We start from the raw sequence: 18,096 nt of genomic DNA on the forward strand, positions 1-18,096 counted from the left end.
ATCATGCTATGGAGTCTTGTATATAATTAATGATTGGAGAATTTCTAATGAAGAAGGTTGTGCTTTTCTTTCTTTTAATAACAGCCCTTACGGGATGTGGATTGAATCAAAATACGAATAGTAATAAAACAGAATCAAATGCAACTAGTTCTGCTGCTGGTTCCTCTACATCTGCTGCGGGAAACAGCCAAGCGACTACCAAGCAAGATGACCATCTAATTACAGCAAAGCAAGCCTTATCCGCTGGTGAGTATGCGAAAGCCATAGAGGAAGCTACAGCGTCCATTAAGAATAATGCTAATAATGCAGAAGCCTATTCTGTACGTGGCTTTGCAACAGCATTAAACGGTGATGCGGCTAAAGGTTTGACAGATACTAAAAAGGCTTATGATTTAGACTCTAACAATGTGGCTAATTACTATAACATGGCCATGGTCTATAAGTTGCAAGGTCAGTTAAACGATTCTAAACAATGGTTTGAAAAGGTATTGGAAAAGGACCCTAGTAACACCTGGTCTGTGTATGGTATTGCTACCATTTATGCAGACCAAGGAGAAGATACTAAGGCCCTTGATTGGTTAGAAAAAGCTATAAAAATTGATCCTTCTGTAAAAGCTGTTGCAGCCGAACAAGACCATTTTGAACGCTTTCACAATAATAGGCGATTTAAAACATTGGTAGAATTATAGACATGGATGTGAAACAGATGATTCGCCTTATTATAAAGGTGATAGGATTTATATATTGGCTTATTTTTCTATACCTTGGCAGTCTAATGGTCGTAGACTGGTCAGGGTTTATGACTCGGTACAATATTGAAACACCAATTTTCCTTAGCTATATAGTGGTGGTAGGGTGTATTGTTATGCCTTATTTGGTGTTTTATTGGAAAAAACTGAATCCTAATGTTAAGCCGCCCTATTTGGTGCGATGTATTAGAGCCTATATGGATCGTCTAGAGGACCAACATAGTATATGGTTTGATGTACTATATGTACTCAAGCTACTGCTCTATTTTGTAATAATCTTGTGGATGATCTGTATACTATTACTAACCTTAGCATCTATTGCATGGACAATAGTTCTAATTTTACTGAGCAATTGATGATGTAAATTACATTGTTTTCTCTACTAATGCTTCTTGTAAAAGTTGAGAAAAATTAATTCCTTTAGCCAATGCCCTGTCGTTAAGCCATGCAGGAATGGTTAAGGTTTTCTTTACGGACTTACTATTTTTAGCTAAATCAATATCTGTTTGAACTAATGTAGGATATGTTGTGTCGGTACATGGTAAGCTGCGAATAGATGTGGGGGTAGGTAGAGTTTGTCCATCTTCTAAAGCGCCTAATATATAGAGTTCCATAGCCTCTTGTGCATTGGTTATTAATTCTGTTAGCGTTGAGCCGGTGCTACTAGTGTATTCGAGATCTGGAAATTCGGCCCAGAAACCATCGGCATCATCATGGATTATAGCAGGGTATATAAACTTCATAGGTCCTCCTAATAGTAAATCCTTATCCTTCATATTCTCTCCTTTCATGATAACACGTGTATACGTACAAAACAATTATTAGGAGTTATACATTCTTATTTATAGTCTAGCAGTATATAAAGGAAAATAGGGGTGATCATTGGTCACCCCTGATTCTATTAGTCACTTGACAAAATTGATAAATGACCTTCATATATTAATCCTATTCATAAAAATTATATCAGTATATAATTAATATATATAAATTAGGTTGTGTATTGATGGAAGGAGAGGATTCATCATGAAACTATTCGGTAAAAGGGTAGCAATGGCTGTATTGTGTGCGGCGACATTGGTATCCCCATTTTTTTTGAGCGGTTGTAGTATGTCAGAGCTATGGCAGGGTACTGAACAGAGCCGCAAGGAAATTGCGCAGCGGTCTGAGCAGGATCAGGTGCAGTTATTTAATCAATATGTGAAAGCTGTAAGCCGATACAATCGCATGGCTGTCATGTTTGATTATGCGAATACGCCAACTCTTAATGAGTTAAAAGCGGGGCAGCATTTAACTGTATTTAGTGCACCGAACTTTAAGCAGTTACAAAAAGAATTAGAAGAGGCTAAGCAAGCAGGTATTCCGTATGATGAAATGAAGGAGCCTTTAGATAAGCTGCTTTCAAAATTGAACGAAATTACACCGGTAGCGGAAGAGCTCGATGCATATTATAAATCTAAAGGGTATACCACAGACAACTATGCTAAGGAGCAACAATTAGGCCCTAAATATGTTCAATTATATGAACAATTTGTTCCTATTTATGCTGACTTTGATAATGTTATGCATAAAATTAATACAGACCGCTTGCAACAACGGTTGCAACAATTGCGTGATGCAGGCAAGAAAAATGCCGCTGCAGCACAAGAGGTTCATTTGCGACTTACTGCGGTCCTAGAAAAGATCGATAGTGAAAAACAACTAGATGTAAATGCTATCAATCAAGAGTTGCAATCTATTGGTGATGTATCAAATGGTATTACTAGTCCTAAGTATGATTCTGTTAAGACCTCTGTAAACTCTACGATTGGTGCAATCCGTACCTATATGGGTTCGAAACAAGATAATGACTATAATCGTATGATTGAGGCCTATAACCATTACATTTCTAATCTGAATACGACCAATATGAATGAGTTAGATTAAAATAAGTTAGATTAATACGTCTATATAAAAGAAAGCTGTATCAAATGAGAGTATCATTTGATACAGCTTTTTAGTTGATATATAGGATATACCTTACTTTTTTAGGCTAATGCGTGTTGTAATTTGGCTCGATAAGGAGAATAATACTAAGGCTATCCAGATACAACCGAAGGCGATCATCTGTGGTGTGCCAAAGCTTTCACCAAAGTAGAAGATGGCTAGCAATAAGGCAATGGTAGGGGATACATATTGCAAGAAGCCTAGTAGGTTAAGCGGCAATAGCTGTGCACCATAGGAGAATAGAACCAATGGGACAGATGTAGTTAGACCGCAGGCTATGAGCAACATGGTTGTATACCAGTTTGTGCCGAAATAGGACCACACGGTATTATCGACCATGGTCGTATATAGTAAGGCTAGCGGTGTTAATAGCCAGGCCTCAAAGGCGATGCTCGTAAAGGGAGAGATGAGTAGTTTCTTTTTTACGGCTCCATAGAGGCCGAAGGAAATGGCGAGAATCATCGACACTAATGGCAAGGATCCCACTTGATAGGTGAGTAAGGCGATGCCGATGGTAGCGATGAGGACACTCAGCTTTTTCGGTATGGATAGAACCTCTTTAAATAGGATGACACCTAATACTACATTGAAGAGTGGGTTGATGTAATAGCCAAGGCTCGTATTCATAACTTGATTATTGGCGATGGCCCAAATGTAGGTGAACCAGTTTACACTGATGATGACTGCCGCAATTAACAGTAGGAATAGTTGTGAACGTTGTTCTTTTAGTAATTGAAAGTCCTTTTTGAATTGTTTAAAGTGTAAGCCAAATACAACGATAGCCATGCAAACACCTGACCAGATAATGCGCTGTGCCAGTATATTATACGGTGAAACATGGTTTAATAATGCCCAATATAGAGGGAGTAAGCCCCAAATTATATAACAACTAAGGGCTGTGATTAACCCTTTTTTACTTGTATGCTCCATAATGCCTCCTCGTGATAGTACTTATTATATCACTGTTTCCAGTCTTTGAGGGGATAATAGTGTTTACACCCTATGAGCTTACTTGTGTTTATAGCTAATTTGAGGGAGTTTTTGGTTGATGTCTTATGATAGAGATATCTTGAATTTTAATTTATGCATTTTAGTTATTGCATATGATTTTCAGTTATAACTTTGATTTTGGCACTTATGATTAAATGTTATGTTCATTGACTTTGTGCATATTGTTACACTATATTGGACTTAGAACAACGAATATAGAGAATAGGTGTCGCAAGACTTAATAGAGAAATCGGTATAAGCCGATGCGGTCCCGCCACTGTAAGGATGAGCCTGCTTTCATACATGTCACTGGAGTAATCTGGGAAGGCGAAAGCGAGGTGATGATCCCGAGCCAGGAGAACTGCCTATTTGATAATCACCGTTATGTACCTACGAGCGATAGGAAGGGGATTGGGGTATGCTGGCTACAGTATTTTTTAGTGTACCTTTCAATAAGAAACCTTACGTGTCACTTTAGGTGGCACGTTTTTTATTGCCCTTAGAGTGGATGTTGAGTATAGGAATCAGGTTTTATAGATATTAAACAGATGGACACATTTTGAGGTTGATGTGGTCCAATAAGATAAAGCTCGAGTGATTCATATATCTAACAATTCGCAGGTACGGTGCGCTGTTTCTCGGTATGGTTTCGAGTTGAAAAGGAGGCACATATATGTCTGACAAAAAGACTTCAAAGGATGCTGAACGTGATTTATTAGCACCTGTATCCTTTGATGAGTTTAAGAAACCTACGTATGAACAATGGCAGGCCGAGGTTGAAAAAGCGTTAAAAGGTGGCGACTTCCACAAGAAGATGTTCACTAAAACCTATGAGGGAATTACGTTACAACCAATTTACACGCCTGCATTGCATGGAGAAAAAATTCCAAAGGGTGTATATCCTGGAGCAGGTGAGTTCCTACGTGGCACAAAGGCAAGTGGTTATATTAAAGACTCTTGGGGCGTATCCCAATATGTAGACGAATCCTTTCCTAAGGATGCTAATCATGCAAGTTTATACGAAATTGTAAAAGGCGGCACCATTCACAATATTCGCCTTGATGAAGCAACACGCCATGATCAAGATGTGCAAGTAGGCGCAGCTGTTGGTATCGGCGGTACATCTCTGTCTACTATGGATGATTGTAGACAATTGATTGAGCGCTTTAATTTAAAGGAAAATCCTTTATATATTGAAACAGGTGCTTCTGCAGCTATCTTGCTCGGTATGTTAGCCGCTACGGTGAAAGGATCTAAAAAACAAACCTCTGACTTGAAAGGTCTCGTTGGTGCAGACCCTATTGGTGTTTGGGCTAAAGATGGTACATTGCATATGTCTTTAGATACAGCCTTTGATGAAATGGCACATACTGTTGTATGGGCTAAAGAGCAAGCTCCAGAGCTTAAAACTGTACTCGTATCTGGTGATGTATACGCTAATGGTGGCGCGAACGATGTACAAGAGGTTGCGTATGCATTGGCAACAGCAGTTTGCTATGTGCGTCAATTAGCACAACGTAACATCGATATTCACACTATTGCTAACAGCATGATGTTTACATTCTCCTTGGGTGCAAACTTCTTCATGGAAATTGCTAAATTACGTGCATTACGTGTGCTTTGGGCGCGCATCATGGAAGCGTTCGGTGCCGAAGAAGCTGACCGTGCTGTTCATGTACACGGCAGAACATCGGCTTTCACAAAAACTGTATACGACCCATATGTAAACTTGTTGCGCAATACAACACAAGCATTCTCTGGCGTTGTAGGCGGTTTGAATAGCCTTGAAGTATCCCCATTTGACCAACCAATTCGCAAAGCTGACGATTTCTCTCGCCGTATTGCCCGTAATATTCAAGTTATGTTGCAAACTGAATTCGAGTTGCGTCAACCAGTGGACCCTGTAGGTGGCTCTTGGTATGTGGAAACATTGGCAGCTGAATTATGCGAAAAAATTTGGGCTGAATTCCAAACTATTGAGGCTAAAGGTGGTATAATAGCAGCCTTGAAAGAAGGCTATCCACAAGCTCAAGTTAAAGCAGTTCTTGATGAACGCTTCAAAAACCTTGCATTCCGCAAAGATGTGGCTGTAGGTAACAACATGTATGCGAATATGACTGAAGAATTGCTTGATCCAAAACCAGAAAATCAAGAAACATTGCGTCAAAAACGGGTTGCTCAAATCGAAGAGTACTTGGCGAGTGCGGAGCCAGATGCGGTTGTGAAAGCACAGGCTACCCTAGAAGCAGGTACGACAGAGCCAGGCGCTTTGATTGGCCTTATTGAACTCGGTGCATTACAAAAATTAACAATACGTCAAATCCGCAAGGCTTTAGATGCTGGCGATATTGCTTCCGAAACGATTGAATCCATTGCAGCTCATCGCTGGACTGAACAGTTTGAAGCACTTCGCATGCGCACTGAGAATTATAAACAACGTACGAAAGATAATGTGAAGGTATTCTTGGCTAACATGGGGCCAATCCCTCAACATAAACCTCGTGCGGACTTCTCCACAGGCTTCTTCGAAGTAGGGGCTTTTGAAGTTATCAAAAATGATGGCCATGAAACAACGGCTGATGCGGCGAAGGCTGCTCGTGAAAGTGGTGCTGATGTAGTTGTTATCTGTTCTACAGATGATACCTATCCAGAATTGGTACCACCACTCGCTAAGGAATTGAAAGAAACTATGCCGCATGTAACGGTTATTTTAGCAGGGGCACCTCCTAAGGACTTAGAACCTGTATACCGTGAAGCTGGCGTAGACGACTTCATTTCTGTTCGTGCAAATTGTTACGAAATCTTGAATACGTTACAAGATAAGAAAGGGATGTGAGCTCATGTTTAAAAATCCAGACTTCTCCTCTCTTGGCTTGGGATCTCAGACAGCAACATCTCGCGATGCATGGCTTGCTGAACTTCAAAAAGAAACAGGAAAAAGCTTTGAAGATTTATATAATACAACAATGGAGCAAATCCAACTAAAGCCTCTCTATACAGAGATGGATTATGAAGGGATGACACACCTTGACTATATGGCTGGTGTACCTCCATTCTTGCGTGGACCTTATTCCACAATGTATGTTACTCGTCCTTGGACAGTACGTCAGTACGCTGGTTTCTCCACAGCGGAAGAATCCAATGCGTTCTATCGTCGTAACTTGGCAGCGGGCCAAAAAGGCTTGTCTATCGCCTTTGACCTTGCTACTCACCGTGGTTATGATTCCGATCATCCTCGTGTAGTAGGTGATGTTGGTAAAGCGGGTGTTGCGGTAGACTCCATCCTCGACATGGAAATTCTATTCTCTGGTATCCCTCTTGATCAAATGTCCGTATCCATGACAATGAACGGCGCCGTATTGCCAGTAATGGCGTTCTACATCTTGGCTGGTGAAGAACAAGGCGTAGATAAAAAGGTTATGGCTGGTACAATCCAAAATGATATCTTGAAAGAGTTCATGGTACGTAATACCTATATTTACCCTCCAGCTACATCTATGCGTATTATCGGTGATATCTTTGCGTATACATCCCAGTACATGCCTAAATTCAACAGTATTTCCATTTCTGGTTACCATATGCAAGAAGCGGGCGCTACTGCAGATATCGAATTAGGTTACACATTGGCCGATGGTCTCGAATATATCCGTACCGGTGTTAATGCAGGCCTTCACGTTGACCAGTTCGCACCACGGTTGTCCTTCTTCTGGGCAATCGGTAAAAACTACTTCATGGAAGTGGCAAAAATGCGTGCGGCTCGTATGTTGTGGGCTAAGATTATCAATAGCTTCGGCTCTGAAAATCCTAAATCCATGGCACTCCGTACACATAGCCAAACATCTGGTTGGTCTCTTACAGAACAAGATCCATTCAACAACGTGGCTCGTACATGTATGGAAGCGATGGGTGCTGCGTTAGGTCATACGCAATCTCTACATACCAATGCGCTTGACGAAGCCATTGCGTTGCCTACGGACTTCTCTGCACGTATTGCGCGTAATACTCAGCTTTACATCCAAGATGAAACTAAGGTATGTAAGGTTATCGATCCATGGGGCGGTTCCTACTATGTAGAAGCGTTGACAGACGAATTGATTCGTCGCGCTTGGGGTCATATCCAAGAAATCGAATCCCTTGGCGGTATGGCGAAAGCTATCGATACAGGGCTTCCTAAGATGCGTATTGAAGAAGCTGCTGCACGTCGCCAAGCTCGTATCGACTCTGGTCGTGAAGCGATTATTGGTATCAATAAATATCGTCTAGATAAAGAAGATCCATTGGATATCCTCGACGTAGATAACACAGCTGTACGGGAAGCGCAAATTCGTCGTCTCGAACAATTGCGTGCTAACCGGGATGAAGAAAAGGTTCAATCCTGTCTTGAAGCGATCACAAAGGCTACAGAATCGGGTGAAGGCAACTTACTTGCTCTTGCACTTGAAGCGGCTCGTGCTCGTGCATCCTTGGGTGAAATTTCCTTTGCTGTTGAAAAGGTATGCGGTCGTCATAAAGCGGTTATTCGCTCTATTTCCGGTGTATACTCCAGCGAATTTGAAGATGACGATGTAATCAAAGAAGTACGCCAAATGGCAGATAACTTTGAAGAACTCGAAGGTCGTCGTCCTCGTATCATGATTGCGAAGATGGGCCAAGACGGTCATGACCGTGGTGCCAAAGTTATCGCTACATCCTTCGCGGATATGGGCTTTGACGTGGATATCGGACCTTTGTTCCAAACTCCAGAAGAAACAGCACAAGATGCGGTGGATAATGACGTTCATATTGTCGGATTTAGTTCTCTTGCGGCGGGGCATAAGACATTATTGCCTCAACTTGTAGAGGAACTCAACAAGCGGGGCCGTGGAGATATTTTAGTTGCCATCGGCGGCGTAATCCCTGCTCAGGACTATGAATTCCTACGCGAACATGGCGCAGTGGCTATCTTTGGCCCTGGTACAGTTTTGCCAGTAGCGGCGAAAAAATTACTAGAAACATTGACTAGTCACGTTCAAGACGAGTCTCATGACTGATAACAAACGGCCTACTCCGGATGAATTGCGCAATACACAGGACGCAACTTTCACCACTGGTGAAGGCAAAGCCCCTGAATTAGGTGTAAAAAACGCAAGCACCGAGGGTAGTACCTATCGTCCCGACTGGGTGCCAGAAGAAGCGAAGAAAGATGACACTTACGCGTGTCACGTAATGAAAGGCGTCAAGGAAATGCATGACGGCCTCTTATCTAGCTCTGCTCATCTGGCTCCAGCGGTACGTCCCGTACAGCGGCGAAAGAAATTAACTGTCGCTGATTATGTACGCGGTATCGAGCAGGGGGACCGCGTTATACTTTCACGGGCTATCACATTAGTAGAAAGTAATAATAAGGACCATTTCAAACTAGCTCAACAGGTGTTGCAAGCCGTATTGCCTCGCACGGGCAAGGCATTGCGCATCGGTATTACTGGTGTGCCTGGGGCTGGTAAAAGTACGTTTATTGAAGCCTTCGGTAACATGCTCATTGAAGCGGGTTACAAGGTTGCCGTACTGGCTGTAGACCCTACGAGCCAAGTCACAAAAGGCAGTATCTTGGGTGATAAAACGCGGATGGAAACGTTGACGAAACACCCAGAGGCTTATATTCGTCCATCGCCAGCTGGTGGTACACTAGGCGGTGTGGCTCGTAAAAGTAGAGAAACTATGCTACTTTGTGAGGCTGCTGGGTACGATATTATTCTCGTTGAAACCGTTGGGGTTGGGCAAAGCGAAGTTACCGTGCGTTCCATGGTAGACTTCTTTATGCTCATCGTTTTAACGGGGGCAGGCGATGAATTGCAAGGCATCAAAAAAGGCGTTATGGAACTTGCTGATGCTATTGTGGTCAACAAGGCTGATGGAGATAATCTCAAACGAGCACTCATTGCTCGTAGTGATTACGATCGGATGTTACATTATATCCGTCCAGCTACGGAAAAATGGAAGACTCAAGCCTATACATGTTCAGCTGTTACAAAGGATGGCCTCGATGAATTGTGGGATGTTATCCAAGAGTTTACTGAACAAGGCAAAGAAAATGGGGTCTTCTTAAAACGTCGTCAAGAACAATCCCTCCGTTGGGTACGCGATATGATTGACGAACACTTGCACAACCTATTCTTTAACAATGTAGTCATTCAAGGTCGCATGGGCGAAGTCGAAGCCGCTGTCTTAGACGGTGAAATGAGCGAATCTCAAGCCGTTGAAGAACTTATTGGCGTTTTCGATAAGTCTTTACAATAAGTAGATCGGTAAATACATATTGTATTATTAAATATAATCGTATTGCTAAATATATATTAGATAAGCCGGCATAACTTATCTTAATACGCACTCCACTAGCAATCGTATGCATTTCGATATAACTACAGATGTATTTGTAAAAGGCATAGTATCAATGTTCACTGTTGGATTTGGACCAATAGTAGTTGCATACTATGCCTTTTTCTATGTCATAATAACTAATTGCGACTAATTATTTGCTATTAATTGTCTAATAAAAGATGATTAATATATAAGTTCATCTTTTTAAAATGCAAAAATCAGTGTATAATTAAGTTATATTATTTATTAATCGTTTAATGTTACGAGAGGGGCATTCAAATGAACAAAAAATTATTATTACCTGTAGGTGTAGTCGTTCTAATTATTGGTATTGCGATTCTATTATTAAATCCAGATCCAGGGGCGGCTAATTTGGAAATTGCGAGAAATGCTACAAATGCTCAAGCGGCAGCAAAGGCGATTTCTGAGAATAACCAATCTTACACATTGTGGTATTCTATTGGTATGTTCTGTAGCGGTTTAGGCATTGCACTGTCAGTAGGTGGCTTCATTGTAGGCTTTATTAAAAAAGACTAATCTATTTAGGAACGTATCAAAGGCTGTACTAGAATGTATATCATTTCTAGTGCAGCCTTTTTGTATTTTAATTTTAGGGTTATAGGACAAAACGTGTTGGTTTTGCCCTATAACCCTAATTTTATCCTGTGGACTTTAGCTAGCTTATGTCTATCTAGCGAATTAGTCTATATTTATCTTGCAAGTCATCCTATATCTATTTATGTTGTGGTTTTACGCTCTATATCTGTTTTCGGTGGGATAAAACGTGGTATAATTAACCCGGATAGAGCCTAAAAGTATGTGGCTTTTGGAGGTTAGTATGAGTAGTATAGCGCATTTATTTGTAGCTGGTGGATTTGTTATGTATCCGCTGGTGATTTTTTTACTGTTTACCTTGATGATTGGCATTGAACGTATCTTTCTATATCGCAAGTTTACAAAGGATTTGCGCCGTTTTAATAAGGTCTTAGAGAAGAATCAATCTTGGATTATGTTACCAAGTGTTTTGGAACGGGATACAGAGGAACTTGGTTCTTTATTTGCCCGTGCTATCCGCAATGCAAAGAATTATAATGGCTTGGAAAACCGCCTTCAAGATGTAGTGTCGTACGCTGATGAACGTTTAAAACGCGGCCTTAGTTGGCTCAGCATGGTTGTAACAATGGCTCCGTTGTTGGGGTTGCTGGGGACGGTCCTTGGCATGATTCGTGCGTTTTCTGTGGTAGGTGGCGATATTGGGGCTCCGACCATTATTACAGGTGGTGTTTCTGAAGCCTTGGTGGCAACGGCTACAGGTTTGACCGTAGCCATTATTGCCCTTGGCTTTCACAGTTACTGTGCAGCAAAGGTCAATGATTCTGTGGCGACATTAGAACATGAGTGCGGCAACATCCTTGATGCGTACAACGAGGAACATGATATATGAGACGACGCACGTTAGGGGTTAAAAAAGAGCCTACCATCATGATTATTCCTATGATTGATATCGTATTCTTTTTATTAGTATTTTTCATGGTAGGCACACTGTATATGAATACAGAGCAGCAAATTCCACTAAATTTACCATCTGCATCGTCGTCTACGGCGAAATCTATCGAACCTATCACCATTACCTTGACTACAACGCACACGCTATATATCGATAATCAGGAAATCTCTTCGGATCGCTTGGCGCAAGAGGTCAAATCTATTGTTACACAAGCACCTCAACAGGCCTTTGTGATTCGCGCTTCAAAAGATGTATATTATAACGATGTTATCGAGCTTTTGGACATGCTCAAGGTGAACGGTGCTAAATATATTAGCGTCGCTACGGAACGGAAGTGATTCCATGTTTGAATCACATTATCTGAAACCTTTTATTGTATCTTTAGGCATTACCATCATGCTTATCTCTGGCATGGGGCTTTCCTTGCGTGGCATCGTTGGAACCGGTGTGGCTTATGATGCCGCAGAGGTTAGCTTTCATCTGCCTGAGGATAGTGAAAGTGATGCGGAAACTACCGCTATTGAGCCTATACCTAAGGATAAACCACCGGTTGAACCTCCGACTCCAGAAGGGCCTGCGCCTAAGGCAGATCCTCTTGTAACGGAAAATACAGGTGATGAAAGTGTTCACAATTTAAATGCCAATAAGACTACATCTAATGCTCGTCGCGAATGGACCGTTCCAAAGGCCATAGAATCGGAAACGACTAATAATGAACAAGCTGTTGTTACGGGTGGAAATGATTCCAAAGACGGGAAATCCTCTAAGCCTGACAATGCTCCTATGGGTAAGGATATAACATCTGATCCGAATGCCAATGGAAACGGCTTTGCCGAAGCTAGTGATTTATCCTTCCTATCTGATCTTGCGTGGGGGCTCCTAACACCAGGGCAACAAGCGCTTTTACAAAAGTCGGATATCAACCCCCAAGAATATTTACGAACTGTACAAGAACAGGGGAAGGGATCAATCATAACCGGTAAGGTTGTAGTGCGCGTTAACTTTGACGTTAATGGACACGTCATCGTGGGAGAACATACACCGCTCATCGCAGAAGATGTGCCGCAACCTGTAAAAGAGGAAGCAATGCGCATCGTTAAAAGCAGTGGTTCTATTATCAATCGAAGAGGAGAACCTGTATATCTAGCAGTCCCTGTTGTTTTAGGACAATAAAGAGGCATATCTTACATACATTAGTATGGGATATGCCTCTTTGTTATGGTTGTAATAAATGATTGTATTGATTGATACTATGTATTACTATGAAATACTTGTTCTATCTGAGTCATGCTGAGTTATATTTCAAGGATTAATTATATGTATGGTATTAATTTTGATTGGTAAGTATTGTTTTCGTGGAGTTGAAGACGGCTAGATATACGATGGCGCCGCCGATGAATAATGTGACTTGCATAGGAGTGCTGAATTGATCAGCTCGCCACAATGCAAAAGCATAGAAGAACATGGTAATCAACATGATGAGAAATGCGATGATAACGCGTACATTTGTGTTTACTGCTAAGGATGTAGTAATACGCGATTTATTCGTCATTACGTAAATTAAAGATACTACGATGTCTGCCGTAAAGATGGAGAAGATAAAGTTATAATCAAACTCGCCAAAAAGGACTACCGCCAAGCCGATAAAGCTGAGCCCAAAGAATAGACGTAATAGAATACCTATAGTATTAGATTCGTTGCGCTGTGCGCGGCGTTCCTTACGATTTAAAGTTGCCATGAAAGCCTCCCCCATAGTAGAAATGTTTATTACTATTATCATAAAGCTCGTGTATAGATTGAGCAATTATTCGCAGTACATTTAGTCTGTATGTTTATTATATATCACAATGTATAGCTATGATATAGTATTGATTAATTTATTACTATATAACTATATGAGAAATTAGAGAGAGTATAGTTCAAGTTATTCTTCTCTATGTTATTAATGGTATGATTGTGTTTGCCTTTTTTCTGTTTTAGACTCTGTAGTTAAATATGTGTATCCTTTTTCTAGGATTGAACAACTAAAATTTGACAACTAAAGTCGAACGATAAGTAAAATTAATATAATTATCATTCGGAAAATTTAGCTCCGTTCGTTGAATGGAGCTTTCACATATGGTACAATAATCCTATAAATCTAGCTTTTATCATGCAAAGGAGACATCATGATACCACGTTATACACGAGAAGAAATGGGCCATATTTGGAGCGAACGCAACGAATTCGACACAATGTTATTGGTGGAAACCCTCGCATCTGAGGCACAAGCTGAGTTGGGCGTCATTCCTAAAGAAGCGGCGAAAACAATTCGGGAAAAGGGCAATTTCGACGTTGAGCGCATTCATGAAATCGAAAAGGAAACGAATCATGATATCATTTCCTTCGTAACAGCAGTGGGCGAATACGTAGGTCCTGAAGCGGCTAAATACATCCATCTTGGTCTTACCTCTACAGATGTGAAAGATACGGCGCTTGGGTATATGATGAAACAAGCCTGTGATATCTTAATTGATGATTTAAAGCGTTTGCACGAAGTATTGCGTCGTCGTGCAGCTGAGTTCAAATACACACCTATGATTGGCCGTACCCACGGTATCCACGGCGAACCAACTACATTCGGCTTGAAATTGGCGTTGTGGATGGCAGAGATAGAACGTGATATTGAACGCATGGGACATGCGCGTAAAAGCGTTGCCGTTGGCAAATTGTCTGGCGCAGTTGGTACATACTCCAATATCGATCCATTCGTAGAACAATATGTATGTGAAAAATTAGGCCTTGAACCTGTTAAAATTGCTACGCAAGTGGTGCAACGTGACCGCCATGCTGAGTTGTTGTCTACCATAGCCGTTGTAGGCGGTACATTGGACAAAATCGCATTGGAAATCCGTCACTTACAACGTACAGAGGTACGCGAAGCAGAAGAGTATTTCAGCCCTAAACAAAAGGGTTCCTCTGCGATGCCTCATAAACGTAATCCTATCACATGTGAAAGAATTTGTGGCATGGCTCGCTTGCTCCGTGGCTATGCTCAATCTGCTTACGAAGATCAAGCATTATGGCATGAACGCGATATTTCCCACAGCTCCGTAGAACGGGTGATCTTGCCGGATGCGACAATCTCGTTAAATTATATGTTGCACCTAACAATTCGCACTATCGACAAATTGTTGGTATATCCTGAAACAATGCTTAAAAACCTAAACCTTACAGGGGGCCTTGTATTCAGCCAAACAATTTTGACACATCTTGTAGACAAAGGTGCGGTACGTGACGAAGCATATCGTTGGGTTCAAAAACATGCTATGGAACGTTGGCTTGAAGGCAAAGATTTCGCAACAGGTTTAAAAGCTGATGAAAACATTAAGAAGTACATGACTGATGAGGAAATCGATGCATGCTTTGATCCATATAAATTGCTAAGACATGTAGATACAATCATGGCTCGCTTTGGCCTATAATTGTAGGGTACTTCCCACATAACATATGAAAGACTAGGGTAGGTATAGACCAATAAGCCTATGGTACATGCATTAGGTGTTGGCTATATCTACCTTTTTCGTTTTGAAAGCAATATGTCATTTTAGATAGAAGTATATTATTTTAACAGATAATTATAAATTAGTTTTCTAGCAGGCTTTTATATACTCGTCTTACATTAGGAAACCATCTATTTGTTTTAGGAGGTTATATGAAACGTATTATACGGAAGTACGGACCGCCTATTTTTCACTGTATTAATGACTTTGGTCAAGGTTCGCTGGCGGCCCTCATACCGTTTTTTATCGCTAACTTTGGCCTTAATTATTATCAATCGGCTTCCATCATTTTCTGTAATACCGTGGTGGCTTCCGTGGCACAGCCCGCTTTGGGCTATGTGGCAGATCGGTGGCGCGTACCCTGGTTTATTCCCGTTGGGTTTACGGTGACTCTTGTGTCGATTAGCGCTATGGCATTGGCTACGAGTTACGAAATGATTCTTGCTTTGTCGCTCTTGGCCGGGGTAGGGGCCGCGTTATTCCATCCCGAGGCGGCTCTTCTTGTAAATCGTACGCAATCTCATGAAATCGGTAACGCCATGGGCCGCTTTGCAGTCGGCGGCAGTGCGGGCTTTGCGTTGGGACCCTTTATTGCTGGTGGTGTTTACGTCTTTGGGGGACAATTCCTTTGGGTATTTACGCTTATCGCTCTACTTGGTGTATTATTATATCTCTATGCCTTTATGGGTGAGGGTGAAGCTGATACCGATGATACTGATATTGCTGATTCTGCTGATACTGGTAACCGTGAAAGCCGTGCTAAGGTTCTTAGTACCGGTACAAATGATTGGGTGAGCTTCGGTAAGTTATTTTTTGTGATTGCTTCTCGATCTATACTCTTCTCTGTATTGGCTATCTTTATTCCTATTTTGTATATTACTGTTATTAATGGTGAAGCTAGTGCATCTAGTTTGGCCCTTACTGCGTACTTTGCTATAGGGGCAGTCCTTACCTATATGGGCGGGGCCTTATCTGACCGACTTGGGTTTCTTAAAACTGTGCGCTTAGGTAATCTGATTTTCTTGCCATCCGTTTTAGTATTTATTTTTGTGCCTAATATGTGGGGCTTCTTTGGAGCCATGATTCCAATGGCCTTTGGCGTATTCTCACAATACGGACCAATTACGGTACTAGGTCAAAAATACCTTGCTAAAAATGCAGGCTTTGCATCAGGTATTACGCTAGGTCTTGGGATTACCTTAGGGGGCCTTGTGGCTCCTTATGTAGGACATCTAGCAGATATCTATGACGTACAAACGGCATTGATGACCTTGATACCGGTAGGTGTTATAGGCCTATTGATGAGTTTTTGGTTAAAAGAACCAAAATAGCCCATGCATTTGGGAAGAAACTAAAGATTGAATTTGTATAAATACTTTCACAGAATCCGAACATTGTTGTATAATGATATTGAATTATTTAGACTTTCATATGGAGGATATAGATATGGCAACTAGTATGGTTATCGGCACTCAATGGGGTGACGAGGGGAAAGGTAAAATTGTTGACTGGATCGCAGAACGTGCGGATGTTGTGGTGCGCAGTCAAGGTGGTAATAACGCGGGTCATACTGTTGTAGTTGATGATAAAGCGTTTGCACTTCGCCTTTTACCAAGTGGTATCTTATACGATAACAAACAAAATATCGTGGGTACTGGTGTTGTTATCGACCCTAAAGTTCTGCTACAAGAAATTGAAGGTCTTGAAAAGCAAGGCAGATCTGCTAAATCCCTTCAAGTTTCCAATCGTGCACATGTAATCATGCCATACCATATCGCTCTAGATACTGCGGAAGAAGCATCTAAAGGGGATGCTAAAATCGGTACTACTAAAAATGGTATTGGTCCTTGCTACGCTGATAAAATCAATCGTATTGGTATCCGTATCTGCGATTTGTATGATATGGAAACATTTAAACAAAAATTAGCGTACAATGTAGAGTTCAAAAATAAAATGCTTACTAAGGTATACGATGCTGAACCTGTTAGCTACGATGAAATCTTAGCGGATTACATCAAATACGCTGAAGCCTTGAAACCTTATGTAACAGATACTAATGCAGCTGTTCTTAAAGCTGTAAAAGAGGATAAAAAGGTATTGTTCGAAGGTGCTCAAGCTACTATGCTCGACCTTGACCATGGTACCTATCCATTCGTAACATCCTCTCATCCAATTGCAGGTGGTGCTTCCACAGGCGCTGGTGTGGGTCCTAATTACTTGAAAAACATCTTTGGCGTTGTAAAAGCGTATGCTACACGTGTTGGTGCAGGCCCATTCCCTACAGAGCTTCTTAACGAAACTGGTGATAACCTTCGTGAACTTGGTCATGAGTTCGGCACTGTAACGGGTCGTCCTCGTCGTTGTGGTTGGTTAGACCTCATGGTTGTAAAATACGCAGCAGGTCTTAATAGCCTTGATTACTTAGCAATTACACGTTTGGATATTCTTGATACCTTTAAAGAATTGAAGATCTGCGTAGGTTATAAATTGAATGGTAAAGACGTAGAAGGGTTCCCAGCTAATTTAAAAGATCTTGAAGCTTGTGAAGCAGTTTACGAAACATTGCCAGGTTGGGAAACTGATATTTCTGGTATTCGTGAATATGATAAATTGCCTGAAAATGCTCGTAAATATGTAGAACGTATTGCAGAAGTAACAGGCGTGCCTTTAGGCATTGTATCTGTTGGTCCTAATCGCAGCCAAACTATCGATTTAGTAAATGTATTCTAAGCTATACTAATTTGATATAATAGAAAATTTACATTTGGTAGCATTGATAGAGTGTTATATATTTTAACATTTTTTGCTATGCAATCGATTTATAGAATTATACAGATTAGACCCCTCACAGAGGGGTCTTTTGTATTGAATGGATGCAGAATACAAACGTGGATCCTCTATATCTAATCCTTTAGGTTGCTACAGCGGTGCGGTATATCGAAGTATGCTTTATAGTTATTAGAGTGTG

Annotated in this window: 15 protein-coding genes and 1 riboswitch; of the genes, 12 read left to right on the forward strand and 3 right to left on the reverse strand. The window is 41.2% G+C overall.

Going from position 1 to position 18,096, the window contains the following annotated elements; translation table 11 throughout:
- Positions 1 to 47: 47 nt before the first annotated feature.
- Positions 48 to 689 (forward strand): tetratricopeptide repeat protein, encoded by a 642-nt coding sequence (locus HMPREF0874_RS04845; protein ID WP_039965192.1) that lies wholly within the window; start codon positions 48 to 50, stop codon positions 687 to 689.
- 425 nt (positions 690 to 1,114) lie between these two features.
- Here the strand turns inward: HMPREF0874_RS04845 and HMPREF0874_RS04855 are convergent, their stop codons facing one another.
- The gene (locus HMPREF0874_RS04855) at positions 1,115 to 1,492 is read right to left on the reverse strand and encodes a type II toxin-antitoxin system HicB family antitoxin (protein ID WP_008714666.1); all 378 of its coding nucleotides are present in this window, start codon (positions 1,490 to 1,492) and stop codon (positions 1,115 to 1,117) included.
- A gap of 280 nt (positions 1,493 to 1,772) precedes the next feature.
- Here HMPREF0874_RS04855 and HMPREF0874_RS04860 point away from each other — a divergent pair, with 280 nt between their 5' ends.
- On the forward strand, positions 1,773 to 2,672 hold the full coding sequence (locus tag HMPREF0874_RS04860; RefSeq protein WP_008602038.1) for a DUF3829 domain-containing protein: 900 nt from the start codon (positions 1,773 to 1,775) through the stop codon (positions 2,670 to 2,672).
- 93 nt (positions 2,673 to 2,765) lie between these two features.
- Here HMPREF0874_RS04860 and rarD read toward each other — a convergent pair whose 3' ends face one another.
- Positions 2,766 to 3,662, reverse strand: a complete 897-nt coding sequence (rarD, locus tag HMPREF0874_RS04865; RefSeq protein ID WP_008602040.1) for an EamA family transporter RarD — start codon at positions 3,660 to 3,662, stop codon at positions 2,766 to 2,768.
- Positions 3,663 to 3,929: 267 nt separating this feature from the next.
- A riboswitch (cobalamin riboswitch) is annotated at positions 3,930 to 4,106 on the forward strand.
- Positions 4,107 to 4,395: 289 nt separating this feature from the next.
- Between rarD and HMPREF0874_RS04870 the strand changes: the two genes are divergently transcribed.
- The 7 genes from HMPREF0874_RS04870 (at position 4,396) to HMPREF0874_RS04900 (ending at position 12,759) form a co-directional block, all read left to right on the forward strand.
- Positions 4,396 to 6,558 carry a methylmalonyl-CoA mutase family protein gene (locus HMPREF0874_RS04870; protein WP_008602042.1) on the forward strand — a complete coding sequence of 721 codons (2,163 nt, stop codon included), beginning with the start codon at positions 4,396 to 4,398 and terminating at the stop codon, positions 6,556 to 6,558.
- 4 nt (positions 6,559 to 6,562) lie between these two features.
- On the forward strand, positions 6,563 to 8,752 hold the full coding sequence (gene scpA / locus HMPREF0874_RS04875; protein ID WP_004694550.1) for a methylmalonyl-CoA mutase: 2,190 nt from the start codon (positions 6,563 to 6,565) through the stop codon (positions 8,750 to 8,752).
- Positions 8,745 to 9,998, forward strand: a complete 1,254-nt coding sequence (gene meaB, locus HMPREF0874_RS04880) for a methylmalonyl Co-A mutase-associated GTPase MeaB (RefSeq protein ID WP_004694551.1) — start codon at positions 8,745 to 8,747, stop codon at positions 9,996 to 9,998. The genes scpA and meaB overlap by 8 nt, the downstream gene beginning before the upstream one ends.
- A gap of 360 nt (positions 9,999 to 10,358) precedes the next feature.
- Positions 10,359 to 10,616 carry a hypothetical protein gene (locus HMPREF0874_RS04885; RefSeq protein ID WP_004698152.1) on the forward strand — a complete coding sequence of 86 codons (258 nt, stop codon included), beginning with the start codon at positions 10,359 to 10,361 and terminating at the stop codon, positions 10,614 to 10,616.
- 301 nt (positions 10,617 to 10,917) lie between these two features.
- Positions 10,918 to 11,523, forward strand: a complete 606-nt coding sequence (locus HMPREF0874_RS04890) for a MotA/TolQ/ExbB proton channel family protein (RefSeq protein WP_039965194.1) — start codon at positions 10,918 to 10,920, stop codon at positions 11,521 to 11,523.
- Positions 11,520 to 11,924: a biopolymer transporter ExbD gene (locus HMPREF0874_RS04895; protein ID WP_008602049.1), complete on the forward strand. Its 405-nt coding sequence runs from the start codon at positions 11,520 to 11,522 to the stop codon at positions 11,922 to 11,924. Before HMPREF0874_RS04890 ends, HMPREF0874_RS04895 begins: the two co-directional genes overlap by 4 nt.
- A 4-nt stretch (positions 11,925 to 11,928) precedes the next feature.
- Positions 11,929 to 12,759, forward strand: coding sequence for a hypothetical protein (locus tag HMPREF0874_RS04900; protein WP_039965195.1), 831 nt, complete (start codon positions 11,929 to 11,931; stop codon positions 12,757 to 12,759).
- 154 nt (positions 12,760 to 12,913) lie between these two features.
- Here the strand turns inward: HMPREF0874_RS04900 and HMPREF0874_RS04905 are convergent, their stop codons facing one another.
- Complete coding sequence (locus tag HMPREF0874_RS04905; protein ID WP_004698294.1) at positions 12,914 to 13,324, reverse strand: hypothetical protein; 411 nt, start codon at positions 13,322 to 13,324, stop codon at positions 12,914 to 12,916.
- Between the two features lie 430 nt (positions 13,325 to 13,754).
- Here HMPREF0874_RS04905 and purB point away from each other — a divergent pair, with 430 nt between their 5' ends.
- The 3 genes from purB to HMPREF0874_RS04920 all read left to right on the forward strand — a co-directional run bounded on the left by purB (position 13,755) and on the right by HMPREF0874_RS04920 (position 17,858).
- Positions 13,755 to 15,050, forward strand: a complete 1,296-nt coding sequence (purB, locus tag HMPREF0874_RS04910) for an adenylosuccinate lyase (protein ID WP_008602055.1) — start codon at positions 13,755 to 13,757, stop codon at positions 15,048 to 15,050.
- A gap of 230 nt (positions 15,051 to 15,280) precedes the next feature.
- A complete protein-coding gene (locus tag HMPREF0874_RS04915) occupies positions 15,281 to 16,459 on the forward strand; it encodes an MFS transporter (RefSeq protein ID WP_008602057.1) in 1,179 nt (392 codons plus the stop codon).
- Positions 16,460 to 16,574: 115 nt separating this feature from the next.
- Positions 16,575 to 17,858 (forward strand): adenylosuccinate synthase, encoded by a 1,284-nt coding sequence (locus HMPREF0874_RS04920; RefSeq protein ID WP_008602060.1) that lies wholly within the window; start codon positions 16,575 to 16,577, stop codon positions 17,856 to 17,858.
- Positions 17,859 to 18,096: the final 238 nt, after the last annotated feature.

It is taken from the genome of Veillonella sp. 6_1_27 (assembly GCF_000163735.1).
In the GTDB taxonomy this organism is placed as follows: Bacteria; Bacillota; Negativicutes; order Veillonellales; family Veillonellaceae; genus Veillonella; species Veillonella parvula_A.